Source organism: Arthrobacter sp. 9AX (genome assembly GCF_902506095.1).
In the GTDB taxonomy this organism is placed as follows: Bacteria; Actinomycetota; Actinomycetes; order Actinomycetales; family Micrococcaceae; genus Arthrobacter.
In genome coordinates this window covers 1,088,036-1,113,773 of the sequence record NZ_LR733293.1, presented here as the reverse complement: position 1 = coordinate 1,113,773, position 25,738 = coordinate 1,088,036, and the positions used below count along the sequence as shown (strand labels likewise).

General features: G+C 65.7%; 24 protein-coding genes. 9 read left to right on the top strand and 15 right to left on the bottom strand.

The window, feature by feature from the left end:
• Positions 1-277 precede the first annotated feature (277 nt).
• Positions 278-853, bottom strand: coding sequence for a helix-turn-helix domain-containing protein (locus tag BACI348_RS05170; protein WP_159824250.1), 576 nt, complete (start codon positions 851-853; stop codon positions 278-280).
• A 284-nt stretch (positions 854-1,137) separates the two neighbouring features.
• On the opposite strand from BACI348_RS05170, the gene BACI348_RS05165 reads away from it, so the two are divergent.
• A complete protein-coding gene (locus tag BACI348_RS05165; protein ID WP_159824249.1) occupies positions 1,138-2,658 on the top strand; it encodes a sodium:solute symporter family protein in 1,521 nt (506 codons plus the stop codon).
• Between the two features lie 173 nt (positions 2,659-2,831).
• On the opposite strand, the gene BACI348_RS05160 is transcribed toward BACI348_RS05165, so the two are convergent.
• Positions 2,832-3,056, bottom strand: coding sequence for a hypothetical protein (locus BACI348_RS05160; RefSeq protein ID WP_159824248.1), 225 nt, complete (start codon positions 3,054-3,056; stop codon positions 2,832-2,834).
• Between the two features lie 313 nt (positions 3,057-3,369).
• Here BACI348_RS05160 and BACI348_RS05155 point away from each other — a divergent pair, with 313 nt between their 5' ends.
• Positions 3,370-4,443 carry a VIT1/CCC1 transporter family protein gene (locus BACI348_RS05155; protein ID WP_236557672.1) on the top strand — a complete coding sequence of 358 codons (1,074 nt, stop codon included), beginning with the start codon at positions 3,370-3,372 and terminating at the stop codon, positions 4,441-4,443.
• A gap of 121 nt (positions 4,444-4,564) precedes the next feature.
• Complete coding sequence (locus BACI348_RS05150; RefSeq protein WP_236557434.1) at positions 4,565-5,476, top strand: matrixin family metalloprotease; 912 nt, start codon at positions 4,565-4,567, stop codon at positions 5,474-5,476.
• 71 nt (positions 5,477-5,547) lie between these two features.
• Here BACI348_RS05150 and BACI348_RS05145 read toward each other — a convergent pair whose 3' ends face one another.
• Together BACI348_RS05145 and BACI348_RS05140 are read right to left on the bottom strand one after the other, a co-directional pair.
• The gene (locus BACI348_RS05145) at positions 5,548-6,672 is read right to left on the bottom strand and encodes an LOG family protein (protein ID WP_159824246.1); all 1,125 of its coding nucleotides are present in this window, start codon (positions 6,670-6,672) and stop codon (positions 5,548-5,550) included.
• Positions 6,673-6,844: 172 nt separating this feature from the next.
• Positions 6,845-8,257 (bottom strand): sugar porter family MFS transporter, encoded by a 1,413-nt coding sequence (locus tag BACI348_RS05140; protein ID WP_159824245.1) that lies wholly within the window; start codon positions 8,255-8,257, stop codon positions 6,845-6,847.
• A 286-nt stretch (positions 8,258-8,543) separates the two neighbouring features.
• Between BACI348_RS05140 and BACI348_RS05135 the strand changes: the two genes are divergently transcribed.
• Genes BACI348_RS05135 through BACI348_RS05125 form a run of 3 tightly spaced genes read left to right on the top strand, consistent with a single transcriptional unit; the run spans position 8,544 to position 11,257 of the window.
• Positions 8,544-9,284, top strand: coding sequence for a GntR family transcriptional regulator (locus tag BACI348_RS05135; RefSeq protein ID WP_159824244.1), 741 nt, complete (start codon positions 8,544-8,546; stop codon positions 9,282-9,284).
• A 17-nt stretch (positions 9,285-9,301) separates the two neighbouring features.
• Positions 9,302-10,195, top strand: coding sequence for a 5-deoxy-glucuronate isomerase (gene iolB, locus BACI348_RS05130; protein ID WP_159824243.1), 894 nt, complete (start codon positions 9,302-9,304; stop codon positions 10,193-10,195).
• Between the two features lie 42 nt (positions 10,196-10,237).
• Positions 10,238-11,257: a LacI family DNA-binding transcriptional regulator gene (locus BACI348_RS05125; RefSeq protein WP_159824242.1), complete on the top strand. Its 1,020-nt coding sequence runs from the start codon at positions 10,238-10,240 to the stop codon at positions 11,255-11,257.
• Here the strand turns inward: BACI348_RS05125 and BACI348_RS05120 are convergent.
• Entirely contained in the window at positions 11,254-12,462 is a 1,209-nt protein-coding gene (locus BACI348_RS05120) for an MFS transporter (protein WP_159824241.1), read from the bottom strand. The genes BACI348_RS05125 and BACI348_RS05120 overlap by 4 nt on opposite strands.
• A gap of 176 nt (positions 12,463-12,638) precedes the next feature.
• On the opposite strand from BACI348_RS05120, the gene BACI348_RS05115 reads away from it, so the two are divergent.
• Positions 12,639-13,088, top strand: a complete 450-nt coding sequence (locus BACI348_RS05115; protein WP_159824240.1) for a MarR family winged helix-turn-helix transcriptional regulator — start codon at positions 12,639-12,641, stop codon at positions 13,086-13,088.
• Positions 13,089-13,178: 90 nt separating this feature from the next.
• On the opposite strand, the gene BACI348_RS05110 is transcribed toward BACI348_RS05115, so the two are convergent.
• From BACI348_RS05110 to BACI348_RS05070, 9 genes are all read right to left on the bottom strand, one after another.
• Positions 13,179-14,609 carry a sugar porter family MFS transporter gene (locus BACI348_RS05110; RefSeq protein ID WP_159824239.1) on the bottom strand — a complete coding sequence of 477 codons (1,431 nt, stop codon included), beginning with the start codon at positions 14,607-14,609 and terminating at the stop codon, positions 13,179-13,181.
• Positions 14,606-15,481 (bottom strand): sugar phosphate isomerase/epimerase family protein, encoded by an 876-nt coding sequence (locus BACI348_RS05105; protein ID WP_159824238.1) that lies wholly within the window; start codon positions 15,479-15,481, stop codon positions 14,606-14,608. The genes BACI348_RS05110 and BACI348_RS05105 overlap by 4 nt, the downstream gene beginning before the upstream one ends.
• Before the next feature lie 38 nt (positions 15,482-15,519).
• The gene (locus BACI348_RS05100) at positions 15,520-16,533 is read right to left on the bottom strand and encodes a Gfo/Idh/MocA family protein (protein WP_159824237.1); all 1,014 of its coding nucleotides are present in this window, start codon (positions 16,531-16,533) and stop codon (positions 15,520-15,522) included.
• A gap of 30 nt (positions 16,534-16,563) precedes the next feature.
• Positions 16,564-17,475, bottom strand: a complete 912-nt coding sequence (locus BACI348_RS05095; protein ID WP_159824236.1) for a sugar phosphate isomerase/epimerase family protein — start codon at positions 17,473-17,475, stop codon at positions 16,564-16,566.
• Positions 17,476-17,607: 132 nt separating this feature from the next.
• Positions 17,608-19,122 carry a CoA-acylating methylmalonate-semialdehyde dehydrogenase gene (locus BACI348_RS05090; RefSeq protein ID WP_159824235.1) on the bottom strand — a complete coding sequence of 505 codons (1,515 nt, stop codon included), beginning with the start codon at positions 19,120-19,122 and terminating at the stop codon, positions 17,608-17,610.
• A gap of 43 nt (positions 19,123-19,165) precedes the next feature.
• Positions 19,166-21,124 carry a 3D-(3,5/4)-trihydroxycyclohexane-1,2-dione acylhydrolase (decyclizing) gene (iolD, locus tag BACI348_RS05085; RefSeq protein ID WP_159829797.1) on the bottom strand — a complete coding sequence of 653 codons (1,959 nt, stop codon included), beginning with the start codon at positions 21,122-21,124 and terminating at the stop codon, positions 19,166-19,168.
• A gap of 33 nt (positions 21,125-21,157) precedes the next feature.
• Entirely contained in the window at positions 21,158-22,093 is a 936-nt protein-coding gene (locus BACI348_RS05080) for a Cgl0159 family (beta/alpha)8-fold protein (protein ID WP_159824234.1), read from the bottom strand.
• Complete coding sequence (gene iolC, locus BACI348_RS05075; protein WP_159824233.1) at positions 22,090-23,118, bottom strand: 5-dehydro-2-deoxygluconokinase; 1,029 nt, start codon at positions 23,116-23,118, stop codon at positions 22,090-22,092. Before iolC ends, BACI348_RS05080 begins: the two co-directional genes overlap by 4 nt.
• 177 nt (positions 23,119-23,295) lie before the next feature.
• Complete coding sequence (locus tag BACI348_RS05070; RefSeq protein ID WP_159824232.1) at positions 23,296-23,700, bottom strand: tautomerase family protein; 405 nt, start codon at positions 23,698-23,700, stop codon at positions 23,296-23,298.
• A 154-nt stretch (positions 23,701-23,854) separates the two neighbouring features.
• On the opposite strand from BACI348_RS05070, the gene BACI348_RS05065 reads away from it, so the two are divergent.
• Together BACI348_RS05065 and BACI348_RS05060 are read left to right on the top strand one after the other, a co-directional pair.
• On the top strand, positions 23,855-24,196 hold the full coding sequence (locus tag BACI348_RS05065; protein WP_159824231.1) for an ArsR/SmtB family transcription factor: 342 nt from the start codon (positions 23,855-23,857) through the stop codon (positions 24,194-24,196).
• A 16-nt stretch (positions 24,197-24,212) separates the two neighbouring features.
• Positions 24,213-24,695 carry an SRPBCC family protein gene (locus BACI348_RS05060; protein WP_159824230.1) on the top strand — a complete coding sequence of 161 codons (483 nt, stop codon included), beginning with the start codon at positions 24,213-24,215 and terminating at the stop codon, positions 24,693-24,695.
• Between the two features lie 140 nt (positions 24,696-24,835).
• On the opposite strand, the gene sucD is transcribed toward BACI348_RS05060, so the two are convergent.
• Positions 24,836-25,738 (bottom strand): succinate--CoA ligase subunit alpha, encoded by a 903-nt coding sequence (gene sucD, locus BACI348_RS05055; protein WP_159824229.1) that lies wholly within the window; start codon positions 25,736-25,738, stop codon positions 24,836-24,838.

Below are 25,738 nucleotides of genomic sequence, written 5' to 3'. Positions count from 1 at the left end.
GAGAGCGACCTTTGTGCACTCTTACCAGCCACAGGTTCTCCTGCCGGGGATCGGCAGGGTGGACTTCCTGCTGGACGGGCTCCTGATCATCGAAATCGATGGGTTCGCCTTCCATTCGAAGCGGGAGGACATGCGCCGCGACAGGAACCGCAACAACTCGGCCGCGTCTCACGATGACGCGGTTTTGAGGAACGTGCCTGAACATATCTGGTTTACCCCGCAGCAGGTCATCGCGGACATCACCGGGCGGGACAGCACGTGGCCCGGACAGAAGGAATCACCGGCTGGCGGCGGGGACCAGGACCCAGAGAACCTCGACGGGCTCGTCGGTGGGGTTGACCCAGGTATGTGGCTCCCGGCCGGGGAAGGTGACGGTATCACCGCTACTGAGGTCGTACTGCTCGTTGGTCAGGATCAGCCGGATACTGCCCTTGATCACATGGAGCACGTCAACGTCGCAGTCCACGGCATACAGTTCCGTCTCACCGCGGCCATGCGGCTCGATGCAGGCCTGGATGATCTGGATCCGCCGCTCGGAACGGGCCGTCAGCAGGCGCTCCACGATTCCTTGGCCGCCCAGCGAGATCCGCGGCCCGTCGTTGCGCTTGGTCAGGTGGGTTTCCGGCGCCGCGAAGAGGTCGCCGATGGAAATCGACAGGACCTGGCAGAGCGTCACGAGCGAGGCCACGGACGGGGACGTGAGATCGCGTTCCACCCGGCTCAGGAACCCCTTGGTGAGCCCGGTGGCGTCGGCAACCTGTTCGATGGTGAGCCGCTGGGACTGCCGTGCGGCCCGGATCCTGGACCCGATGGCAACGGGCACGTTGCTCGGCTCAACTGGCAGTGCCTTCATCTGCGTACCTTTCATGGCCGGCAGCCCGGCCCCACTCTGGAGCAATACTAATGGCCAGCCGCTTCTGTGACGCCCCCCATTGCGCGCCTGCCCGGGCCGCCCAACCTGTGCAAGGGAGCACCCTTGACTGTTACTACGGTCACAGCCTACTCTTTGGAAAACATCTGTTGCCTATCGGGCAATAATCGAGAATCCACTCTCACCCTAAACCCACCGTGCAGCGGTTCCGGATCCCCCTCACTCCGGAACCACCCCGGCTGCCGCACAGCTCCAAGGAGTCCAACGTGGACGCAAGTGTCATCAACATCGCCATTGTGGTGGTGTACCTTCTCGCAATGCTGGCCTTCGGCTGGTGGGGCAAGTCCCGCACCAAGAACAACAGTGACTTCCTCGTCGCAGGCCGCCGGCTCGGCCCGTTCCTTTATACCGGCACCATGGCGGCGGTGGTCCTCGGCGGAGCGTCCACCGTTGGCGGCGTTGGCCTCGGCTACAAGTTCGGCATCTCCGGCATGTGGCTGGTGGTGGCCATCGGCGCCGGCGTCCTGCTCCTCAGCCTGCTCTTCGCCGGAACCATCCAGAAGCTGAAGATCTACACCGTCTCGCAGATGCTCACCCTTCGGTACGGCAGCAAGGCAACGCAGACTTCCGGCATCGTGATGCTTGCATACACCTTGATGCTGTGCGCCACGTCCACCGGCGCCTACGCCACCATCTTTGTGGTGCTCTTCGGCTGGGACCGGGCGGCGGCCATTGCCGTGGGCGGCGCAATCGTGCTGGTCTACTCCACCATCGGCGGCATGTGGTCCATCACCCTGGCGGACCAAGTGCAGTTCGTCATCAAGACCGTGGGCATCTTCTTCCTGATGCTCCCCTTCACCCTGAACGCTGCCGGCGGCATAGACGGCATCCGCAGCCGCGTGGATGAGAGCTTCTTCCAGATTGACGGCATCGGCCTGCAGACCATCATCACCTACTTCGTGGTGTACACCCTGGGCCTGCTCATCGGCCAGGACATCTGGCAGCGGGTCTTCACGGCCAAGACCCCCGCGGTGGCCCGGTGGGGCGGCGCCACTGCCGGCATCTACTGCATCCTCTACGGTGTTGCCGGCGCCCTGATCGGCATGGCCGCCAGCGTTGCCCTCTCCGATATCAAGATTGCCGCGAAGGACGACGTCTACGCCGAAGTGGCCCAGAACCTGCTGCCCCTGGGCATCGGCGGCCTGGTGCTCGCCGCGGCCGTGGCCGCGATGATGTCCACCGCATCCGGCGCGCTCATCGCCGCTGCGACTGTGGCCCGCGCGGACGTTCTGCCGTTCGTAGCCAGCTGGTTCGGCAAGGACATCAACACCGAGGACAGCGAAAACCCCGAGCACGATGTCAAGGCCAACCGCATCTGGGTCCTTGTCCTGGGCATCATTGCCATCGTCATCGCGATCATTACCAAGGACGTTGTCGCTGCCCTGACCATTGCCTACGACATCCTTGTGGGCGGCCTCCTCGTTGCCATCCTCGGCGGCCTGGTGTGGAAGCGCGGCACCGGCATCGCGGCAGCGGCGTCCATGGCCGTGGGTTCCGTGGTGACACTGGGGACCATGATCACCCTGGAGATCAACGCCAAAGCGCCCCTGGACGGCATCTACGCCAACGAGCCCATCTACTACGGCCTGCTGGCATCCGCTGTGGTCTACGTGGCGGTGTCCCTGCTGACCAAGCCCACAGATCCACACGTCATGCGGAACTGGCAGCGGCGCGTCTCCGGCCAGGAGTCACTGGAGGCTTCCGCGGAAACAGTTCCCGCCCGCTAAGGCAACGCTGCGGCCAACTTAAACACCGGAAACCTGACCGGGGTCCCGGGGGCAGGCAGCTTCCAGGACAGACACGACGGCGGCACTTACCTTTCGTAGCCAGCGAAAGGAAAGTGCCGCCGTCGGCCGTTCTGCTTCAGGCTGCGCTGTTCGGTGCAGTTATTCAGCGCGCGTTACTCGGTTTCGCGGACCTCATCAGGGTCCGGCGGGACCACCCGGTCCTCGGCGTCATTAACCACAGGGGGTGCCTGGACCACTGCTTCCTCCCCGTCCAGGAATTCGTCCTCGGCGTCCCAGTCCTCTTCGCTGACGGGCACGTCTTCGGCGTAGTCGTAGGCGGGATCGGCTTCTACGGAATCAAGGTGGGGCATGTCCGGGTGCTGTCCGGTGGTGTTCATTGTGCTACCTCCGTTTGGTCGTACCTGACGTGCTCTGGTGATGGGGCGGGGCGGGCGCCACAGTTTCATCACAGCACCGCCCGCTGCCCCGGTCAAGGGTGCGCGGACAGCACCAGCCAGTCTCCACAACGCCAGTTTTTAAGGGTCACCGAAACCCGGAAGTGAGGGACGCCAGCCGAAAAACCGCGGAATTCCGCGGTAAACTGGCCGGGCAATGGGGCCACATCATGTCCCGTCCAGCCCAGGAGCTTTCGTGTCGCAGCACGCCCATCCAGACCGCCAGCATGCCCCCGCCCGGGAAGAATCCCAGCCCATGCAGTCGGACATCCGGCGCTGGCGCCAGTACCTTGCCGACGAACGCGCCGAAGCCGCCGTCTACCGGGACCTGGCGCAGAACCGGCAGGGCGAAGAGCGGGAGATCCTGCTCGCCCTGGCCGAAGCGGAGGGCCGGCACGAGGAACACTGGCTCCGCCTCCTGGGCGAGCACGCAGGGAGACCGCGGCCGGCGTCCATCCGGAGCCAGCTGCTGGGTTTCCTGGCCCGGCACTTCGGCTCCGTCTTCGTCCTGGCCCTGGCCCAGCGCGCCGAAGGCCGTTCCCCCTATGCCAAGGATCCCAACGCCACCGATGCGATGGCCGCCGACGAGCAGATCCACGAGGAAGTGGTCCGCGGACTGGCCACGCGCGGCCGCAACCGGCTGGCCGGGACCTTCCGCGCCGCCGTCTTCGGCGCAAACGACGGCCTGGTCAGCAACCTGTCCCTGGTGATGGGCATGGCCGCGTCCGGCGTTGCCAGCAGCGTGGTGTTGCTTAGCGGCATCGCCGGACTGCTGGCCGGGGCGATGTCCATGGGTGCCGGTGAATTCATTTCCGTCCGCTCCCAGCGCGAGCTCCTCGCGGCCACGCGGCCCACCCAGGTCACGCTTGCAGCGGCGCCGAAACTGGACCTCGAACACAACGAACTGCTGCTCGTTTACCTGGCCCGCGGCATGACCCAGGAGGCCGCGCAGCACCGTGTGGCCGAGCGGATGGGCCGCCTGTCCTGCGACTGTGACCCCAGCCTGTCGCTGCAGCCGGAACTCCCCGAAGACGAGGACCAGCACGAAGCCGTGGGCACCGCATGGGGTGCGGCCCTGTCCAGCTTCTGCTTCTTCGCTTCCGGCGCCATCGTGCCTGTCCTTCCCTTCCTGTTTGGCCTCACCGGAGTGCCGGCCCTGGTGGTTGCCGGCGTGCTGGTGGGCCTCGCCCTGCTGGCCACCGGCGGCATTGTGGGCCTGCTCTCGGGCACCTCACCACTGACGCGCGGCCTGCGCCAGCTGGCAATCGGACTGGGCGCCGCTGCCGTGACCTACCTGCTGGGGCTCGTTTTCGGCACGGTGGTGGGTTAGCGCAGCTGTTGGTTGGCACCGCTGTTGGTCAGCAGCAGAGGCTCTCAGGCAGTAGGCTCCTCTAGCAGCAGGTCCCGCTGGCAGCGATGGATCATCGGAGACAGACTGAGGGGATGCCGCAGTGGAGGAACAACCCCCGCGCCATGCCGGAAGGCGGGCGCGCCCCGGAAGCACCCGCGGCGCCCTGGGGTTCGCACTCACAGGGGCCCTCTTCTCGGCGGCGCTCTTCGGCGCAGCACTCGTGCTGGATAAACCCTGGTTCAAGGACCTCCTTGATGTCCGGCTCGGACCGGCTGGCCAGCAGAACCCATCAGCGCAGTCCACCGGCAAGGCCGCGTCCCGGCCCCCTTCGGAGGTGCGCACCGAGGCGCCGCCGCCTGGATTCGAGGAAGCGGACACGCCCCTGGGTGAGCCGGTCGCGCCGCAGGTGGGAAGCGATTCGTACAAGTTCCTGGCGGTCAACGGCGATGGCAGTCCCGTGGGCTACTCCCCCTGCCGGCCGCTGCACTATGTGGTCAGCGATGACCTGGCACCGGCCGGTGCGCAGCAGCTGGTTTCCGATGCGATCACCACCATTTCCGCTGCCACCGGCATCACCTTTGTCTATGACGGCACCACCAGCGAGCAGCCCTCACCGCAGCGGTCCCCGTACCAGCCGGATGCCTACGGCGAGCGCTGGGCGCCGCTGCTCATCGCCTGGACCACCCCGGATGTTGCGCCGCAGCTCAAGGGCAAAGTGATCGGCACCGGCGGCAGCACGCATTACAGCTACGACGACGGCCCCAAGACCTTTGTGACCGGCAGCCTGGACCTGGACGCGCCGCAGATCGCCGACGAACTCCTGGACCCGGACGGCCACCTCTACGCCACGGCCGTGATCCTGCACGAGCTCAGCCATGTCATGGGGCTTGACCACGTCACGGATTTCAGCCAGCTGATGTACCCGGAGATCGGCACTCCGGAGGGCCTGTCCGCCGGGGACCTCAACGGCCTGCACGAGCTGAGCAAGGCGCAGTGCCGGAAGGACCTGTAACCAGTGTCGTCCTGGCCAGCCAGCCGGTGACGCCACTCAAGCCGGCGACGTCCCACAGGCCCGTCAGGCCCTCAGCCGCGCAGGACAGCGGCTGCGTCCTCCACTGAATCAACCAGGAATATCCGGTCTGCCATGGACCGCCCGGCCGCCAGGCTCTGGAGCATGGGCCACGCCGGGTACCGGTGCTCCCAGTGGTGTTTGCCCACCAGCACCATCGGCGTGACCTTGACCCCGGCCGCGTAGTAGTTTTCGCAGGCATCCTGGAAGATCTCCTGGACCGTGCCCGCGGCTCCGGGCAGGAACACGATCCCGCCGTGGCAGAGTTCCAGCAGGACGGCTTCCCGGACGGCGTTGGCAAAGTATTTGGCAATATGCGTGGCGAAGTAGTTGGGCGGCTCGTGGCCGTAGAACCAGGTGGGGATGCCCAGCGACGGCGTTCCGCCGGGATAGCGTTCGACGACGGCAGCCGCCGCCCGCGCCCACGCGGACACCGAGGGACGGAACCCCGGGATGGAGGCGAGGGCCTGCAGCGCTCCCCGCAGCGCGCCGTCGTCGGCCTGGCTGAGATAGGCGCCAAGGTTGGCGGCCTCCATGGCGCCGGGTCCGCCGCCTGTGGCCACGGCATGGCCGTCCCGCGCCAGCAGCCTGCCCAGCATGGCGGCCTGGGCGTAGTCGGTGCTGCCACGCTGGGCGGCGTGCCCGCCCATCACGCCCACCATCTTCCGGCCCGTCCAGCCCTCGTGCCGGGAAAGCTCGTCGAGCGCATCGCCGATGGCGTGGTCGTGGAGCGCCGAGGCCAGCGTTGCATCCAGCCGGTGCCGCAGCCGGGGATCGATACTCCACTGGTAGATCCGCGCGTCCGGCAGGTCCTCATACGGCGAATCCGAGAGGCCGGCGTACAGCTCCTGGGGCGAGTACAACCCTGCCCGGTACGGGTTGAACGGGATGCCTTCGAGCCGCGGGAAGATCAGTGCGCCCCGGCGGCGAAGCGCGTCCTCCATCCCGTCGTCGAAGGTGCAGCCCAGGAAGATGGCGCCCGCAACCCGGATCCGGCTCAGCACCGCCGACCGTCCGCGGAGGTCAAGGGACTGGGCGTGCCAGCCGTCCATTTCCTCGGCTCCGGCACTGAGCAGCCGGTCGAAGCTGGCCAGGTCCTCCACGTCCAGGCTGCGGGGGCTGCGCCCAAGGTTGGTCATGCACCCAGCCTAGCCAGCCGCGGTCGTCCATTCCCTGTACCCGCGCCCGGCACTTTGCCCGCTGCCGGCAGCGCAACCTGCCCGCCGCCCGGCAGCAACGCGGGGTCAGGCAGCGCCCCTCCCAAGCACTGGAGACGGCGGAATCTGACCCCGCGTTGCGAAGATGGGACGGTTAGACGCGGGCCGGCGCCACGCCTTCGCGGAAATGCGCTTCCAGATCCTCCAGGGAGTGGCCCTTGGTTTCCGGGACGCACTTGATCACGAAGGCGAGGGAAGCGACGTTGACCAGGACGAACAGTCCGAAAGTGCCGGTGGACCCCAGCGCCTCGACGACGATCGGGAACAGGAAGGAGATGGCGGCGTTGACCGTCCAGAGCGCGAACACCGCAATTCCCATGGCGAAACCGCGGATGGCCAGCGGGAACATCTCGGACAGGAGCAGCCAGACGCAGGTGCCGATGAAGCACTGGACGAACGCGACGAACAGCATCATGGCGGCGAGGATGGTGTAGCTGGCGAGATCGGACTGGGGCAGCAGGAACACCACAGCCAGCAGGGCCTGCGAGCCCACCACGCCGGAGAAGCCGACGACCAGCATCCTGCGCCGGCCGATGAAGCCCAGCAGCCAGATGCCCAGGATGGTCATCAGCACTGAGGTCACGCCCACGCCGATGGTGGCCACCAGCGAGGCACTGACGCCCAGCCCGCTCTTTTCCAGGATGGTGGGGGCGTAGTAGTTGACCGTGTTGATGCCGGTGGCCTGCTGGACGGTGGCCAGGCCGATGCCGATCCACAGCAGCCGCCGCATCCACGGGTTGTCGCGGAGGTCGCGCCAGGCGTGGCCGCGTTCCTCCTTCGCCGTCTGCGCAGCCTGCGCGATTTCATCGAACTCGCGTGCTGCTTCTTCCGGGCTCCGGCTCATGGTGAGGACGCGGCGGCTGTCCTCGAGCCGGCCGCGGAGGGCGTACCAGCGGGGTGATTCAGGCAGCATCAGCATGCCGGCGAGCAGGGCCAGGGCGGGCAGCGACGCGATCCCCAGCATGGTGCGCCAGACCTCGGTGTCATGGATCAAGGCGTCCAGCAGGGCGTTGATGGCAAAGGCCAGCATCTGCCCGGTGACGATCATCAGTTCGTTGATGGTCACCATGCGGCCACGGAGGTGGGCCGGCGCCATCTCCGCCAGGTACAGCGGGCAGGTGACGGCGGCTGCGCCAACGCCAAGGCCCAGCAGGATGCGGGCGGCAATCATAAAGGAGACGTTGGGTGCGATGGCGCAGCCGATCGCGCCGAGCAAGAACAGCAGGGCGCATACCAGCAGGGACCCGCGGCGGCCGAGCTTATCCGCCATCCGGCCACCGGTCAGGGCGCCTACTGCCGCGCCGGGGAACAGCAGGGCACTGACCACTGTTGCTTCCTCGACGGCGTTCATGTTCAGGGAGTCGTTCATATAGAGCAGGGCGCCGGAGATAACACCTGTGTCGTAGCCAAACAGCAGGCCGCCGAGGGTGGAAATGACGGTAAGGCGGGCGAGGTAGCCGCGGTGCCGGCCGGCAGCGGCGCTTTGGGACGGTTTTTGCAACAGCATTGTTGCCTCTCAGATTCTTGGGGACCGGAAGTACGGCCACGAATGTGATGTGTCGCACTAACGTTAGAGCGCTCTAATCGCCGCGTCAATAGAAAGTCTTAATGTCAGAACAATCTCATTCGCAACATCCGCCTCCTCGAGCGGCGCGAAGCCCTTGACCGGCCGACCCGGCCTGCTACGATCGAGGAAGGAACTATGTCCTATCAAGAGAACATATGGTGGCAAAGCAGCCGGCGCTTACAGGCCCGAACGATCGAAACTGCCACCAAGGAACAGGAACGTAAACGTGGCGAACAACCTGGGTCTCAGCATCGACCGCTCCTCCCCTGTCCCCCTCTACCACCAGGTGGTGCAGGGCATTGAGGCAGCCATCTACAGCGGCGTCCTGGAACCCGGGAGCAGGCTGGACAACGAGATCGATCTGGCCGCCCAGCTGAACCTCTCCCGGCCCACCATGCGCAAGGCGATGGACGAGCTGGTCCGGTCCGGGCTGCTGGTGCGCAAGCGCGGCGTGGGGACCCAGGTGGTCTCCAGCCAAGTGCGCCGTCCGCTGGAACTGTCGAGTCTCTACGACGACCTCACCAACAACGGCAAGAAGCCCACCACCGAGGTGCTGAGCTTCTCCCATGTGGAGGCCGATGACGCCACCCTGGCCACACTCCAACTGCCCGCAGGCTCGAAGGTTTACCACTTCACCCGGCTGCGGAAAGTGGGCGGCAAACCGCTGGCACTCATGGAGAACTGGGTGCGCGACGACATCTCCGCCATGGACGAGGCGATGCTGTCGGCAGAGGGCCTCTACTCCATCCTCCGCAGGGGCGGCGTCAACTTCCGCCTGGCCACCCAACGGATCGGGGCCATGACGGCCAACGACTACCAGGCCTCCATGCTGGATACCTCGGCGGGATCAGCGCTGGTCACCATGGAACGCACCGCCGTGGACGATACCGGCCGCCGCGTCGAGACAGGCCACCACGTGTACCGAGCCGATTCCTACAGTTTTGAAATGACACTCGTACAGCGCTAATACAAGGAGCCAACTCCATGACCAACTGGGTCTACCCGCTCGGTACCGCCACTGACGGCAAGTGGGACGTCTCCCTCGGAACGTCCGATTCCTCCCTCGCGGTGGACGGGTGGGCACACACCGGACTGAAGGTGGCCACCCTTGCCGCGGGCGCCGCCGTCGAACTCCACGCAGCGGACGAGGAACGCATCGTGCTTCCGCTCAACGGATCCTTTACCGCCACCGTGGACGGCACGGAATACCAGCTCAACGGCCGCGCGTCAGTTTTTTCCGGCCCCACCGACGTCCTCTATTCCGGCACAGGGCGTGCGGTAACCATCAGCTCTGCCGACGGCGGCCGGGTGGCCGTCGCCACTGCACCCGCCCAAGCCTCGTACCCCACGCGGCTGGTGACCGCGGCCGAGACGCCGGTGGAGCTGCGCGGGGCGGGCAACTGCTCCCGCCAGGTCCACAACTTCGGCACCCCGGCAGCACTGGAAGCCGACCGGTTCATCGTGTGCGAGGTCCTCACACCGGCCGGCAACTGGTCCTCCTATCCCCCGCACAAGCACGACGAGGAGAAGGACGGCGAGACGCACCTGGAGGAGATCTACTACTTCGAGACGCAGGTGGCAGCCGGTTCGGCCGCGCCCGCCGACGCCGACGCCATCGGCTACCAGCGCGTCTACGCCTCCGACGAGCGCCCCATCGATGTGTCCGCCGAGGTGCGCACGGGCGACGTCGTCCTGGTCCCCTACGGCTGGCATGGACCCGCCATGGCTGCACCCGGTTACGACCTGTACTACCTGAACGTGATGGCCGGCCCGGGACCGGTCCGCGAGTGGCTCATCAGCGACGACCCGCACCACGGCTGGGTCCGCCAGAGCTGGGACGGCCAGGACATCGATCCCCGGCTGCCGTTCGGCGCCTAGCCGGCACATGGCGCGTGCCTGGAAAATGGCATAGTGGGTCTTGTGAACCCGACATCCTCCGCCCCCAGGTCCGTCACCATGGAGGACGTGGCGCGTGACGCCGGGGTGAGCCGGGCACTGGTCTCGCTGGTGATGCGCGACTCCCCCAAGGTTTCACCCGCCAAGCGGACGGCGGTGCTGGAAAGCGCCGCCGCCCTGGGCTATTCGCCGAACCGGCTCGCCAGCCGCCTGGCCAGCCGCCGTACCCATACCCTGGGCCTGCTGTTCCTGGACCTGCACAACTCGGTCTTCGCCGACATTTACGACGGCATCACCGAAGGACTCGCCGGCAGCGGCAACCAGGTGATGGTCGCCGTCGGCTCCGCCGACCCGGCCACAGAGCTGGAAGCCGTGCGGTCCTTCGTGGACCTGCGCGTGGACGGCGTCATCCTGGCCGGCTACACCGGCTCCTCGGCCGACCTGGCGGCGGCACTGCGCGGCACGCCCGCCGTCGTGATCACCCGCGAGCTGGAGGTGGACGGCGTTGACTCCGTTCTCACCGACGACTTCCGTTCCGGTGCGCTCGCCGTGGAGCACCTCCATGGACTGGGCCACCGGCGGATTGCCCACGTGGACATCTCTGACTGGCTGCCCTACACCGCGCGCCGGGAGGGCTACCTGGCGGCGATGAAACAGTTCGGCCTTGAGCCGCAGCTGGTGCACAGCGACATGACCGAGCGGGGCGGCCGTGCGGTGATGGAGAGCTTCCTGGCCTCAGGTGCCGACCTCCCCACGGCGATCTTCGCACACAATGACCTTACGGCCATCGGCATCATGGAAGCGCTGGCGGCACATGGCCTGTCGGTCCCCGGCGACGTGGCCATCGTGGGCTGCGACAACATCGAAGTGGCCGCGTCTCCCCTGATCGGGCTGACGTCCATCAACCAGCACGCCGGGGAACTGGGCCGGCTGGCGGCGCAGGCCATGCTGGACCGGGCCGCGGGACCGCCAGGACCGGCCGTGACCCGCAAGCTCGAGCCCGCCCTGATGGTGCGCAGCTCCTCCAACCCCGCCGCAGGCTAGGAGTTTTTGAGGGCGTCTTCGAGGACCGCCGCTCCTCCAACCCCTGCAGGGGTTTGGTTGCGCTTGGCGGCAGCGGCGGCGAAGGTCATGACCGCCAGGCCCAGCAGGGTGATCCCGGCGCCGGCCCAAATCGGTGACGTGTAGCCCAGGCCAGCGGTGATGGTGACACCGCCAAGCCAGGCTCCCACGGCGTTGCCCACATTGAAGGCTCCGATGTTGGCGCCGGACGCCAGGGTGGGAGCGCTGCTTGCATAGGTCATCACGCGCATCTGCAGCCCAGGCACCGTGGCGAACCCGAAGCCGCCCATCAGCACCAGGGATGCCACCGTGAGCATCTGGCTGGTGGCGGTGAGGGCGAAGAGGACGAGGATGGCGGACAGGACGGCGAGCACCACCAGCAGGGTGCGGTCCACGTTGCGGTCGGCAGCCTTCCCGCCGATGGTGTTGCCGATGAAGAGTCCCACACCAAAAATGATCAGCAGCCATGGCACCGTTGTTGCGGCAAAGCCGGTGACCTCGGTGAGGGTGTAGGCGATGTAGGTGAAAGCGCCGAACATGCCGCCATAACCAAGGATGGTCACCAGAATGGAGAGCCAGACCTGGCTGGAGCGGAACGCGGCCAGTTCACGGCGCAGCCCACCTTTGCCGGCCCGTACGACGTCGGTCCTTGGCACGAGTGCCAGGATGCCGGCAAGTGCCGCCACGCCGACGGCAGTGATGGCCCAGAAGGTGGCGCGCCAGCCGGCGGCCTGGCCCAGCATGGTGCCAAAGGGCACACCGAGGACGTTTGCTGCAGTAAGCCCGGTGAACATGAGTGCGATGGCGGCCGCCTTCCTGGCGGGGGCAACCATGTCCGCGGCCACCACGGCCCCGATCCCGAAGAACGCCCCGTGCGCGAGCGCCGCGAGGACGCGGCCCGCCATCATGGGCCAGTAATCGGCCGCTGTGGCGGACAGCAGGTTGCCCACGATAAACAAGACAAGCAGCGCGGCCAGCACTGGCTTGCGTTCAAACCGGGTCACTGCCGCCGTGAGCCCGAGGGCACCGACGACGACTGCCAGGGCGTAGCCGGAGATGAACCAGCCGGCCTGCGCTTCGGTGACCTGGAAGTCGGCCGCCACTTCAGGAAGGAGGCCCATAATGACAAATTCGGTGAGTCCAATGCCAAACCCGCCAAGGGCGAGGGCAATCAGTCCGACAGGCATGCCGGTACTCCTTTGGGTTGTGTGGGGTGCGGTGGGCGCCTAAAATAGTTGCAGGCGCGGTATTTATTGTTGCACGTGCAAATATAACGCGCAAGCAAATATCTCGTTTCCCCACCGGGCGGCCTGCCACTGGACCACCAGCGAAAGGACCGTCCCTTCTCTCAAGGAGCAATGTCATGGGCATCAAGGACGACGCCGTCGAGGTCCGCGCGCAGGGTTGGCGCACCTTAGCCGCCCTCCACGGGCTGATCGAGACCGAGCTGGAACGTGCCCTCCAGGCGGAGTCGAAGCTGTCCGTGGTGGAGTACACGGTCCTGGATGCGCTGAGCCGCCAGGACGGGTGGCACATGCGGATGCAGCAGCTCGCCCGCGCTTCGGCTTTGAGCCCCAGCGCCACCACCCGGCTGGTCAACCGGCTGGAGGACAGGGGGCTCCTGACCCGGATCCTGTGCGCCGACGACCGGCGGGGAATCTACACGGAGCTCACCTCCAGCGGCCTACGCCTGCTCGAGGGCGCGCGGCCCGTCCACGACGCCACCCTCGAACGTGCCCTGGGCGAGGCACAGGGCATCCCGGAGCTGGCGCCATTGGTTGATGCCCTCCCCCGGCTCCACTCGACTGTCTGAACCTTGGAGCCGGCCTGAACCTTAAAGCCGTTATGCCCCCTTGGAGATCTCCAAAGGGGCATGACCCGGTTATCGACTCCTCGGGGCTTGCTAGCCGCCGGTAGTCGCAGCGGGCACAGGTTTCCCGCCCGCAATGTTTTTGAAATAGTGCTCCAGGTCCTCCAGGCTCTTGTCCTTGGTTTCGGGCACGTACTTCGCGGCGAAGGCGATCGCTCCAAGACCCAGCACGGCGAACACAAAGAAGGTGTTCGAGATGCCGATGGCCGCCAGGAGCTGCGGGAAGCCAAAGCCGATCAGGAAGTTGACGATCCACAGCAGGAAGGCCGAAGCGCCCATGCCCAGGCCACGGATCTTCAACGGAAAAATCTCCGAGAGCATCAGCCAGGTGACCGGTGAGATGGCCCCCTGCTGGAACGCCAGGAACGTCACTGTCAGCGAAAGAATCACGAAACCCCTGACCGAGCCCTCAGGCAGGATCAGTGAGAAGAGACCGATCAGCAGCAGCGCCGTCGTCGTCCCTGCCTGCCCGGTGATCAGCATCCTGCGGCGCCCCACCTTGCCCAGCAGCCAGATACCCGCGAACGTGGCGAGCACGGAGATCACGCCGTTGGCGATGTTGGCCGTCAGGGCGGCTTCCCGGCCAAAGCCGGACTGGGACAGGATCTGGGTGCCGTAGTACATGATGGAATTGACGCCGGTGATCTGCTGGATCACCGCCAGGCCAAGGCCCACACAGAAGATCCGGCGGAGCCAGGGAATGCCCAGGTCTTTCCACGAGCCCATTTTGGACTTGTAGTCCTCCACGGCCATAGCTTTGACTTCTTCGAATTCGGTCCGCGCGTCGGCCTGGGACCGGATCCGCTGCAGGACGCTGAGGGTCTCCCCAAAGCTCCCCATCGAAGCAAGCCAGCGGGGGCTCTCGGGCATAAAGTTCATCCCGATCCAGAGCGCGATGGCGGGCAGCGTAGCGATGACCAGCATCCACCGCCAGATGCCGCCGGCCTCACCGAACGTGTTGCCGAGGTAGGCGTTGAAGATAAAAGCGAGCAGCTGCCCGGTGACGATCATCAGTTCGTTCTGCGTGACGATCCGCCCGCGGCGGGCGCTCGGGGAAACTTCAGCCAAGTAGACGGGCACGGTCACCGACGCGCCGCCCACCGCAAGTCCCAGCACGAACCGGCTTGCGATCATCACCTCGGTGCTGGGCGCGAAGGTGCAGGCCAGCGTGCCCACCAGGAAAATCACCGCGAGGACCATAATCATCCTGCGCCGGCCGCTGCGGTCGGCGAGGCGTCCGCCGAACAGAGCTCCGAAAGCCGCACCGAACAGCAGCGAGGATGTGACCAGGCCTTCGGTCAGCGGCGTCAGGCCCAGGTCTTCCTGCATATAGGGCAGCGCGCCGTTGATCACGCCGGTGTCATAGCCGAAGAGCAGGCCGCCGAACGTGGAGATGATGGTGACGGTGCGGAGCGCCCGCTGATGGTTGCCGGGCTGCTTTCCTGTGTCCGCTGGGGATCTCATGCACTGACCTTTTGGACGTACTGCCTCATGGTCTCCAGCTGGTACCGGGACACGTCCTCGGCGTTCTCGTCCTCGGCGAAGACGCTGGAGACCATCACGGTGTTATCCCGGTCCAGGAAGCCGATCTCCTTTAGCCCGCCGAAGAATTCGTCCCAATTGACGTCGCCGTCGCCGACTTTCAGGTGCTGGTGGACGCGGACGGGGTTTCCAGGCGGGTTGGTGATGTAGCGCAGGCCATGCGAGGCATGGTGGTTCATGGTGTCTGCCACGTGGACGAGGCGGAGCTTGTCCCCTGCCGCCCGCATGATGTCCAGCGGCGCGTCCTTCATGTGGAAGCTGTGCGGGGCCACGTAGACCAAGCCCACGCTCCTGGAGTTCAGGCCCCGGATGACGCGGATCGCGGCGAGGCCTTCCTCTACGAAATCGTCCGGGTGGGGGTCGATCAGCAGGTCGATGCCTTCACGTTCGATGATCGGGAGCAGTTCCTCCATGGAACGGTAGAAGGCGCGCTCTGATTCTTCGGCTTTCTCCGGCCGGCCGCTGAACTCCGTGTTGATGGTTCCGACGCCGAGGTCCACAGCGATCTGGATGACGCGCTTCCAGTAGCGCACGGCGGCCTCGCGGGCGTCCTCGTCCGGACCGGACCAGCGGAGCACGGGAAGGACGGAAGCTATTTCGATCCCGGCGTCGCGGCAGGCTTTGCTGAGCTGGCCCACCAGTTCGTCGTCGGCCTTGGGGTGGTTGTAGAACGGGATGAAATCCGCGTGCGGGGTCATCTGCATGTACTTGTAGCCAAGGTTCGCCACCACCTTGGGGAACTCGAGCAGGCTGTGCGAGTGGTGGAACGGTGTAGGGTCAAGCGCGATTTTCACGTAGAACACTCCATTGTGGATCAGTCACGGGTGGGAGGCTAGTTGTAGAGATCCGGCTTGGCGGCCAGCTTGACTGCCACCTTCTCTCCGTTCTTCTGCGCCTCGACTCCTGCTTCGCAGCACGCGGCGGTAGCGTACCCGTCCCAGGCGGAGGGGCCGCCGATTTCGCCCTTAAGTGCCGCGTCCACCCAGGACTGGATTTCGACGTCGTACGCCGCACCAAAGCGCTCTTCGAAGCCGGGGGTGACGTTGCCGCCCCACCGGCCGGCGCTGCGGGTGTAGGGGCCCGTGTCGCCGCCGATGTTGACGATGCCCTCTTCGAAGGAAGCCTGGGTGGCCACCTCATAGCCGAACTTGGCGTTGACATAGATTTCGACGTCGGCCAGGACACCTGATTCGGTTTCGACCAGGACGTGCTGGGGGTCGTGCTGGCCTGAGGGCGCGTTTTTGGTGGCCTTGCCCAGGCGGACCTGGACGCTGGTGATTTCCTCGCCGGTGAAGTAACGGATGGCGTCGAACTCGTGCACCACGGAGTCGTTGATCAGCATCTCGTTGGTGAAGCCGGGTGGAGTGGTGGGGTTGCGGTGCTGGTGGTGCAGCATCAGCAGTTCACCTAGCTCGTGGTTGCGGATGATCTGGCCAAGGGCAGCGTATTCGGCGTCGAAACGGCGCATGAAGCCCACCTGGATGCGCTTGCGGCCCAGCTCGACCTCGGCCTGGACAATCTTCAGGGAGGACTCGGCGTCCGGGGTGAGGGGCTTTTCACACAGGATGGGGATGTCCTTGGCGATCGCCTTGAGCAGGATGTCCTCGTGCAGGAAGCCGGGGGTGGCGATCAGGACGGCGTTGACGTCACCGTTGTTGAGTGCCTCGTCAGCGTCGGCGAGGGCCACGGCGCCCGGGATGCCTTCGACGGCGGCCTGTGCCCTGGCAAGGTCAACGTCCACGACGGCGGCTACTTCCGCCCCGTGGATGCGGGTGTTGAGTCGCTGGATGTGGTCCGCGCCCATGCGGCCGGCGCCGATGACAGCTACGCGCAGTGTTTCAGTCATTTGTTGGGTCCTTTGGTGTCTTAGGCGGGTTTAGCTGACGGCGGTACGGGAACCGCAGGAGAGCAGGTAGTTGCGGGTTCGCTTGGCGATGGGCATGGGCACATCGAACGCGACCGGGTACATGTCCTGCTCCACGATGCCGAAGATGGGCCGGTTCAGGGCTTCCACGGCTTCGATGACGGCGCGGAGGTCCGGCAGGCCGTTCGGCGGTTCAGTCATCACGCCGGCCAGGTTGGCGGCGGCCCACGTCATGTTTTCCTCGTTGACTTGTCTCAGGATCTCCGGGTTGATCTGCTTCAGGTGCAGGTAGCCGATCCGGTCCGGGTAGTTCTTGATAAGCTCCAGGCTGGAGGCACCGCAGTATTCGGCGTGGCCGGTGTCCAGGCACAGGTTCAGGTACTGCGGGTCCGTGGCTGCCAGCAGGGTCTCGATGTCTTCCTGCGCGCCCACGTGGGAGTCGGCGTGGGAGTGGAACTGCTGCTTCAGGCCGAAGTCCTCCAGCAGGGTCTTGCCCAGCCTGTTGTGCCCGGAGAACAGGTCATCCCACGCCTTCCCGGTCAGCGTGCCGCTCTCCACTGCTTCGCCCGTCACATCGTCACGCCACATGGCCGGGATGACCACGATGTGCTCGCCACCCATCGCTGCCGTCAGTTCGGCGACCTTGCGGGCGGGCTCCCAGGCGGTTTCCCACTGGTCCAGTCCGCGGTGGAACGCGGTGAATACCGTGCCGGCGGTGACCTTGAGGTCTCGCTGCTTCAGTTCTTCGGCCAGCCGCGTGGGGTCGTTGGGCAGGTAACCGTAGGGGCCGAGTTCGATCCACTTGTAGCCGGACTCGGCCACTTCATCGAGGAACCGCTCCCAGGGGGTCTGCTGGGGATCGTCCGCGAACCAGACACCCCAGGAGTCCGGCGCGGTGCCGATGATCAGTTTGTTCTCAGTCATTGTCTGTCTCTTTGATAGGGGCCACGCCGCCAGGGTTCCCTGGCTGTGGAGCCAAATCGGCGAGGGCCCCTGCCGGAGCTTGCGAAGGCTGGGAGCCGATTTGGACTTGCGAGGCGAGGGTGGCGGTGGGGATCAGTTGGAGGGGAAGTTGTAGGAGGCTCCGGAGGCGTGGTGGGTTTCGGGCCAGCGGGAGGTGATGACTTTTCCGCGGGTGTAGAAGCTCACGCCTTCGGGGCCGTAGATGTGCTTGTCGCCGAAGAGCGAGGCTTTCCAGCCGCCGAAGGAGTGGTAGGCCACCGGGACCGGGAGGGGCACGTTGATGCCGATCATCCCGACGGTGACGGAGCGCTGGAACTTGCGGGCTGCGGCGCCGGAGGAGGTGAAGATGGCGGTGCCGTTGCCGTAGGGGTTGGAGTTGATGAGCTTGATGCCGTCTTCGAGGGTGTCGACGCGGACGACGACGAGGACGGGTCCGAAGATTTCCTCGGTGTAGGCGCTCATCCCGGTTTTGACATGGTCGATGACGGTGGGTCCCACCCAGAAGCCGTTCTCGTGGCCGGGGACCACGAGGTCACGGCCGTCCACCACCATGGCGGCGCCCGCGGTTTCGGCTTCGGTGACGATCCGGAGGATGCGTTCCTTGGAGGCCGGGGTGATGACCGGGCCCATTTCGGCGTCGGGTTCTGTGCCGTTGTTGACCTTCACGGCCAGGGCGCGCTCTTCGACCTTCTTGACGATCAGGTCTGCGGCGTCGCCGACGGCGACGGCGACGGAGATGGCCATGCAGCGCTCCCCGGCGGAGCCGAACGCGGCGGCCGCGAGGTGGTCTGCGGCGTTGTCCAGGTCGGCGTCGGGCAGGATGATGGCGTGGTTCTTCGCCCCGCCCAGGGCCTGGACCCGCTTGCCATGCTTGGTGGCGGTCTCGTGGACGTACTGGGCGATCGGGGTGGAGCCGACAAAGGAGATGCCGTCCACGTCCGGGTGGGTCAGCAGCCCGTCAACGGTTTCCTTGTCGCCATGCAGGACCTGGAACACACCGTCGGGCAGACCGGCGTCCTTCCAGAGCTTGGCCAGCAGCAGGGAGGCGGAGGGGTCGCGTTCGGAGGGCTTGAGGATGAAGGCGTTGCCGGTGGCGATCGCCATCGGAGCCATCCACAGGGGCACCATGACGGGGAAGTTGAACGGGGTGATCCCGGCCACCACGCCGAGGGGTTCGCGGAAGGAGAAGACGTCGATGCCGGTGGAGACCTGGTCCGAGTAGTCGCCCTTGAGCAGGGTGGGGATGCCGCAGGCGTATTCGATGACTTCGAGGCCGCGGCCGATCTCGCCCTTGGCGTCGGAGAGGACCTTGCCGTGCTCGGCCGTGATCAGAGCCGCGAGGTCGTCGATGTGGGCGGCGACGAGCTCGCGGAACTTGAACAGCACCGCGGTGCGCTTGGCCAGGGAAATGTCGCCCCAGGTGTCGGCGGCGGCCCGGGCGGCGGCGACGGTGGAGTCCAGGTCGGCCCGGTTCGCAAGCCGCAGCTGCGCGGACACGGCGCCGGTGGCCGGGTTGTAAACGGGGGTGGTGCGGTCCCCTTCACCGGCAGTTTCGGCGCCGTTGATGAAGTGGTTGATGACGGTAGTGGTCTGGGTGGTGGCAGTCATGGGGACTCTTCCTTGAGTAGTAAAAAGAGAGGTCAGGAGGAAATCAGCCGAGCAGTTTGCGCTGGCGGTTCTTGTGGCCGGTGTAGGTCTGGAAGGCCTGCTTGGTGGAGTCCAGTTCGGCGACCTGGGAGACGGGGACATCCCACCAGGACTCGGAGGACGGGGCGTCTAGCAGCGGGTCTGATTCGACGTGGATCAGGATCGGGCCGGTGCCCTCAGGCGCTGCCTTCGCGTCGCGGATGGCCTGTTCGAGTTCGGCGATGACTTTCTCCCCCGGTTCGATCCGGACCACCTTCACGCCCAGGGACTGGGCGTTCAGTGCCAGGTCAACGGGCAGGGTCTCGCCCTCGTCGAAGCTGTGCGCCTCTTCGTTCAGGGTCCGGTACTGGGTGCCGAACCGCTGCGAGCCGAGGGACTCGGAGAGGGAGCCGATGGAGGCGTAGCCGTGGTTCTGGATCAGAACCACGATCAGCTTGATGCGTTCGGCGACGGCGGTGACCAGTTCGGTGTGCATCATCAGGTAGGAGCCGTCCCCCACCATCACGACGACGTCCCGCACCTCCGCGCCATCCCCACCAATGGCGCCGGCCGCCGTCGTGCTTGCTGCCTCGGCCAGGGCCGCGCGTTTGACGCCCAGGCCGCCGGGGATTTCGTAGCCCATGCAGGAGTAGGCGTATTCGACGTGGTAGCCGAACGGGTCCCGGACCCGCCACATCTTGTGCAGGTCGCCCGGCAGGGAACCGGCCGCGCAGATGACAACGTCACGGGCGTCCATGGCCCGGTTGGTGGCGCCGATGATCTCGTTCTGTGCCGGCAACGGCGTGTACCGGGTGCCGAAGGCCTCATCCACGGTGGCGTCCCAGCGCTTCTTCTCAGCGGCGATCTTCTGCTCCAGGTCCGCGCCAACGCGGTAGCCGCCAAGGGCTGCGTTGAGCTTCACCAGGGCCTTGCGGGCGTCGGCCACGATCGGCAGCGTGGTGCCGTGCTTGTACGCATCGATCGGGGCGATGTTGATGTTGATGAACCGCACGTCCGGGTTCTGGAACGCGGTGCGGGAGGCGGTGGTGAAGTCCTCGTACCGGGTGCCGATGCCAATGATCAGGTCCGCCCGGGCAGCGATGGCGTTCGCCGCCGTCGTACCTGTGGACCCAATCGCACCAAGGCTGAACTGGTGGTCCCAGGGCAGGACACCGACGCCGGCCTGTGTGTTGCCCACCGGGATGCCGGTCAGCTCCACAAACGTCGCCAGCTCATCGTTGGCATAGGCGTACAGGACACCGCCGCCGGCAATGATCAGCGGCCGCTTCGCCGCACGGATGGCCGCAGCGGCGCGGGCAATGTCCTCGTCATCCGCGTCCGGGCGGCGGATCCGCCACTCCCGCTCGGCCAGGAACTCCGCCGGGACGTCGAACGCCTCGGCCTGGACATCCTGCGGCAGCGAAATGGTCACCGCGCCGGTCTCCGCCGGGTCGGTCAGGACCCGGAGTCCGTGGTGGAACGCGGAGAACAGCTGCTCCGGCCGGTTCACCCGGTCAAAGAACTTTGACAGCGGCCGGAACGCGTCATTGACCGTCAGGTCATACGCGTACGGCTGCTCCAACTGCTGCAGCACCGGGTCCGCGGCCCGGGTAGCGAACGTATCGCTCGGCAGCAGCAGCACCGGCAGCCGGTTGGTGGTGGCCAACGCGGCACCGGTCAACAGGTTCGAGGAACCAGGCCCGATCGAGGTGCTGACCGCGAACGTCTGGCGGCGCCGGGTGTGCCGGGCGTATCCCACGGCCTGGTGGACCTGGGCCTGCTCATTGCGGCCCTGGTAGTACGGCATCAGGGCGGGGTCCAGCTGCTGGTACTGCTTCAAAGCCTGGCCCACACCGGCCACGTTGCCGTGCCCGAAAATCCCGAACGTGCCCGGGATGAGCCGTTCACGGTACTCAACACCGTTGACCGAGTCCACCGTGTACTGCCGGGAGAGGTATTCAACGACGGCCTGCGCCACCGTCATCCTGCGTGTTCCTGTTGTGGTTCCCATGGGGAGCTACTCCGATACTTCTGCGGTGTGGTGAAGGAGGGAAGCGGCGGTGGCGACGGCGCCTGCCACATCCCCGTCAGCGGGGTACAAAAGCGTCCGGCCCACCGTGAGTCCCTGGACCCCCGGCAGGGCCAGGGCGGCCTGCCAGCTGGCAAAGACCTCGTCCTGCGTGCCTGTGGGATCGCCGCCCAGAAGAACGGTGGGCATCGTGGTCGCGGCCATGACGCGTTCCATCTCCGCCACCACGGGAAGCTTCATCCAGGTGTAGGCACTGGTGGAACCCAGGCCTTCGGCGATGGCAATGGACTTAATCACGGCGTTGGTGGACAGATCGTTGTGGACCCTCCCGTTTTCCCGGACCGAGAGGAACGGCTCCACCATGGCGATCAGCTTCCGCTCAGCCAGGGAATCAATGGCCTTCGCGGTCGCTTCGAGGGTGGCAACCGTGTCCGGGTCGCCCAGGCAGATCCGGGTCAGCATCTTCCCGCCATCGGCACCCAGGGCTTCCAGTGCTGCGGCCGTGTGGCCTGTGAAGCGGTCATCGATCTCGTTGACCAAACCGGCGAGGCCCCCTCGGTTCATCGAACCGAACACCAGCTTGCCTTCCAACGCACCGAGCAGGAGAAGGTCATCCATGATGTCAGGAGATGCCAGGACACCGTCCACGTCAGGGTTGGCCAGCGCGATCTGCAGCCGGTCCAGCAGCAGCCGGCGGTCCGCCATCGCCACCGGATCGGAACCGACAGCCAGCGCACCACGGGCCGGATGATCCGCGGCAACGATGAAGTTCTGCCGGCCGGCCTTCACACCCGGATGGCGGCGGCGGGCCTTGGCCGCGCGGGACACCGCTTCCGGATCTTCGAGCCGGATAACGCTCAGGTGCTCATAACGGCGCGGATCATCATCCACGGCATGGTCTGTGGTGACGGGGGTGAGAGTCACAGTGCTGCTCCTTCGGTGGCAAGCTGCGGCGCGGTACCGGAAACACCGGCCCCGGGAACCGGACGGCCGCGTTCGGCCAGCAGCGAGGTGACCTCGCCCGGCGTCGGCATCGCATCAGCGCAGGACAGGCGCGAGGCGACGATCGCACCCGCGGCATTCGCGAAATCCAGGACCTCGGACAACGGCCAGCCGGACAGCAGCCCATGCACGAACGCCCCGCCGAACGAGTCACCGGCGCCCAGGCCGTTCAGGGTTTCCACCGGGACGGGTGCGGAGACGACACGCTGCGTGCGGGTCTTCGCCATCACACCCTCGGGACCGAGCTTGACCACGGCGATCTCCACACCGGCAGCCAGCAAGCGGTCTGCCTGCTCATCCGGAGTCCCCTCCCCCACGGCGACCGCGCATTCCTTGTCATTGCCAATGGCAACGGTGACGTACGGGAGGACCTTGGCCACCTCCGCACGCGCTTCCGCTTCCGAAGCCCAGAACATGGGCCTGTAATCCAGGTCCAGGATGGTGAACTGCCCCTCGGCCAGGCCGGTCCGGGGACGCGCCTCGTGCGCTGCGATGTGTGCGCTGCGGCTGGGCTCCTGGCACAGGCCGGTCACGGTGGACCAGAAGATCCGCGCGTCCCGGATGGCCTCCAGGTCCAGTTCCCCGGCCTTGATCTGGAGGTCCGGCGCAGTGGGGAACCGGCCGTAGAAATACAGGGGGAACTCGTCCGTCGCCGGCTTGATCGCGCAGAACGTCACCGCTGTGGGCCATTCCTGCACCGGAGTGACAAAGGAGTCATCAACGTTGAACTTGTGCAGTTCGCGGTGCAGGTACTTGCCAAAGGCGTCGTCCCCGGTGCGGGTGATAACTCCCGTCCGGCGGCCGTGGCGGGCGGCGGCAACAGCGACGTTGGACGGGGAACCACCAAGGTACTTGCCAAAGGACGTGACATCCTCCAGGTCCACCCCGATGTCGTTCGGGTAGATATCAACGCTGATGCGCCCGATGGTGAGAAGCTCGTGGGTCACGGTAATCGTGGACCTTTCTGGTGTGGAACTCAAAACCTCTAGTGGACGGAGCCTGGACTCGCAACCGTGGCGTACGCCACTGGGACTACTTTGCCCTAGATCGAATGTCCTGTCAAAGGTTTGTACTGACATACTTACAACTATTGTTATCGCGCGCTAATCCACGCCCCACGGGGGCTACTTCTTCGGCACAGCCAGCTCGCCGGTGACATACTGCGCCCGGCCAAAACCGAAGGACCAATCGCCGGCCGTGTTTTCCGCATAGCCAATAAATACGTCCTCTCCGGCGACGCCCACCTCGGACAACTTCCCGGCCACCGCCGCGAACAGCCGCTGCTTGGCCTCCTGGGAACGGCCACCTTGGGTAAAAATCTGGATCATCACCACTCCGCGGGTCCGCTCAAAGCCAAGGCCTGCATCCTGGGCGAAAATCTGCCCCGCCGGGTGTTCGGTGAGGATATGGAAGTAGTCCCGTTCGGGAATGGCGTACTCGGCCAGGATGGCGTCGTGGATTCCCCGGCTGAGCAACTGCAGCTCGTCCCGGCTGCGCCCTTCATTGACATCAATGCGCACAAGCGGCATGCTGTTCTCCTAAGCGTAAGTTTGTACTGACATACTAACAAACTGCAGGAATAGACGACAAGGGGAAAAGGCTTGAATCCGCCCGGCGGCAGTCGTATCGTTAAACAACCGATGGGTTGATAAACAAAAAGGTTGATTACTGAAAGGGCCCCTGATGAGCTCCGAAAGCGCGGCATTGGACTCGGCTTTTATGGCCCTGGCCGACCCCGTGCGGCGGAGCATCATCGCCCGGCTCAGCCGGGGCCCGGCCACTGTGAATGAATTGGCGGAACCGTTCGAGATTTCCAAGCAGGGGGTCTCGAAGCACATTCAGGTACTTGAGCAGGCGGAGCTGGTCACCCGGACCAGGGATGCCCAGCGCCGGCCCGTACACCTGAATCCCGCGCGGCTTGAGGCGCTTACCGCCTGGATCGACCAGTACAGGCTGGTCCGCGAAGGGCAGTACCGCAGCCTGGACGCCGTGCTCCGATCAAACGCTGCCGCCGGCGGCGACTAATTTCCAAGGAGTCAACATGAGCAATTCCCTGAAACTCAGCGTTCCCGAGGGTGTCCCCTTCATCGACTACGAGCGCGAGTTCGATTTTCCGGTAGCCGACGTGTTCCGTGCACACAAGGAACCGGACCTGATCGTCCAGTGGCTGGGCCCGCGGGGCTACACGATGGACATCGACCACTACGATTTCCGCACCGGCGGCAGCTACAGCTACCTGCACACCGGACCCGAGGGGGTGGCCTACGAATTCAAGGGTATCTTCCACACGGTCCGCGAAAATGAGTTCGCCATCCAGACCTTCGAATTCGGCGGGTACCCGGATGTGGTCAGCCTGGAGTTCATGACCTTTGAGGACCTGGGCAACGGGCGGACCCGGATCAAGGGCCACTCTGTCTACCCCAGCCAGGAGGCGCGGGACGGCATGGCGCAGTCCGGTATGGAGGGCGGCATGTCCGAAGGCTACGAACGGCTGGACGAGCTGCTGAGCGGCGCCAAGGTCTAGGAAAAATAAAAGTACGACGGCGGGTGGTCCCCTTTCCAAAAAGGGAACCACCCGCCGTCGAACGTTAAACAGCAACGCGGGGTCACTCCGCGCCCATCCCAGTGGCTGGAACGGGCGGTAAGTGACCCCGCGTTAGGTGCCTAGAGCGCTGCGAAAACTTCGCGCAGCAGCTTGGCGGTCTCGGACGGCGTCTTGCCGACCTTCACGCCTGCAGCCTCGAGGGCTTCCTTCTTGGCCTGGGCGGTACCGGCCGAACCGGAGACGATGGCGCCGGCGTGGCCCATGGTCTTGCCTTCGGGTGCCGTGAAGCCTGCCACGTAGCCAACAACCGGCTTGGTGACGTTGGCCTTGATGAAGTCGGCTGCGCGTTCTTCGGCGTCGCCGCCGATTTCGCCGATCATGACGATCGCCTTGGTCTCGGGGTCAGCCTCGAACGCGGCCAGGGCGTCGATGTGGGTGGTGCCGATGATGGGGTCGCCGCCGATGCCGATGGCGGTGGAGAAACCGAGGTCGCGCAGTTCGTACATCATCTGGTAGGTCAGGGTGCCTGACTTGGAGACCAGGCCGATGGGGCCCTTGCCCGTGATGTTGGCCGGGGTGATGCCCACCAGGGCCTCGCCCGGGGTGATGATGCCGGGGCAGTTCGGGCCGATGATGCGGGTGACCTGGTTGCCGTCGGCGTCCAGCTTGGACTGCGCCAGTGCCCAGAACTCTGCGGAGTCCTGGACCGGCACGCCTTCGGTGATGACCACAACGAGGCCGATGCCGGCTTCGATGGCTTCAACAACAGCGTTCTTGGTGAATGCCGGCGGCACGAAGACGATGGAAACGTCAGCGCCGGTTTCCGCGATGGCTTCCTTGACGGTGCCGTAGACGTTGATTTCGTTGTCGCCGTGCAGGACGGTGGTGCCGGCCTTGCGGGCGTTGACGCCGCCCACGATGTTGGTGCCGGCCTTCAGCATCAGGGCAGTGTGCTTGGTGCCTTCGCCGCCGGTGATGCCCTGGACGATGACCTTGGAGTCTTTGTTGAGGTAGATAGACAT

Coding starts and splice junctions, on each gene's coding strand:
- BACI348_RS05170 (WP_159824250.1), bottom strand. CDS start 853: ATGAAGGCACTGCCAGTTGAGCCGAGCAACGTGCCCGTTGCCATCGGG.
- BACI348_RS05160 (WP_159824248.1), bottom strand. CDS start 3,056: ATGAACACCACCGGACAGCACCCGGACATGCCCCACCTTGATTCCGTA.
- BACI348_RS05155 (WP_236557672.1), top strand. CDS start 3,370: ATGCAGTCGGACATCCGGCGCTGGCGCCAGTACCTTGCCGACGAACGC.
- BACI348_RS05145 (WP_159824246.1), bottom strand. CDS start 6,672: ATGACCAACCTTGGGCGCAGCCCCCGCAGCCTGGACGTGGAGGACCTG.
- BACI348_RS05140 (WP_159824245.1), bottom strand. CDS start 8,257: ATGCTGTTGCAAAAACCGTCCCAAAGCGCCGCTGCCGGCCGGCACCGC.
- iolB (WP_159824243.1), top strand. CDS start 9,302: ATGACCAACTGGGTCTACCCGCTCGGTACCGCCACTGACGGCAAGTGG.
- BACI348_RS05120 (WP_159824241.1), bottom strand. CDS start 12,462: ATGCCTGTCGGACTGATTGCCCTCGCCCTTGGCGGGTTTGGCATTGGA.
- BACI348_RS05115 (WP_159824240.1), top strand. CDS start 12,639: ATGGGCATCAAGGACGACGCCGTCGAGGTCCGCGCGCAGGGTTGGCGC.
- BACI348_RS05110 (WP_159824239.1), bottom strand. CDS start 14,609: ATGAGATCCCCAGCGGACACAGGAAAGCAGCCCGGCAACCATCAGCGG.
- BACI348_RS05100 (WP_159824237.1), bottom strand. CDS start 16,533: ATGACTGAAACACTGCGCGTAGCTGTCATCGGCGCCGGCCGCATGGGC.
- BACI348_RS05095 (WP_159824236.1), bottom strand. CDS start 17,475: ATGACTGAGAACAAACTGATCATCGGCACCGCGCCGGACTCCTGGGGT.
- BACI348_RS05090 (WP_159824235.1), bottom strand. CDS start 19,122: ATGACTGCCACCACCCAGACCACTACCGTCATCAACCACTTCATCAAC.
- iolD (WP_159829797.1), bottom strand. CDS start 21,124: ATGACGGTGGCGCAGGCCGTCGTTGAATACCTCTCCCGGCAGTACACG.
- BACI348_RS05070 (WP_159824232.1), bottom strand. CDS start 23,700: ATGCCGCTTGTGCGCATTGATGTCAATGAAGGGCGCAGCCGGGACGAG.
- BACI348_RS05065 (WP_159824231.1), top strand. CDS start 23,855: ATGAGCTCCGAAAGCGCGGCATTGGACTCGGCTTTTATGGCCCTGGCC.
- BACI348_RS05060 (WP_159824230.1), top strand. CDS start 24,213: ATGAGCAATTCCCTGAAACTCAGCGTTCCCGAGGGTGTCCCCTTCATC.
- sucD (WP_159824229.1), bottom strand. CDS start 25,738: ATGTCTATCTACCTCAACAAAGACTCCAAGGTCATCGTCCAGGGCATC.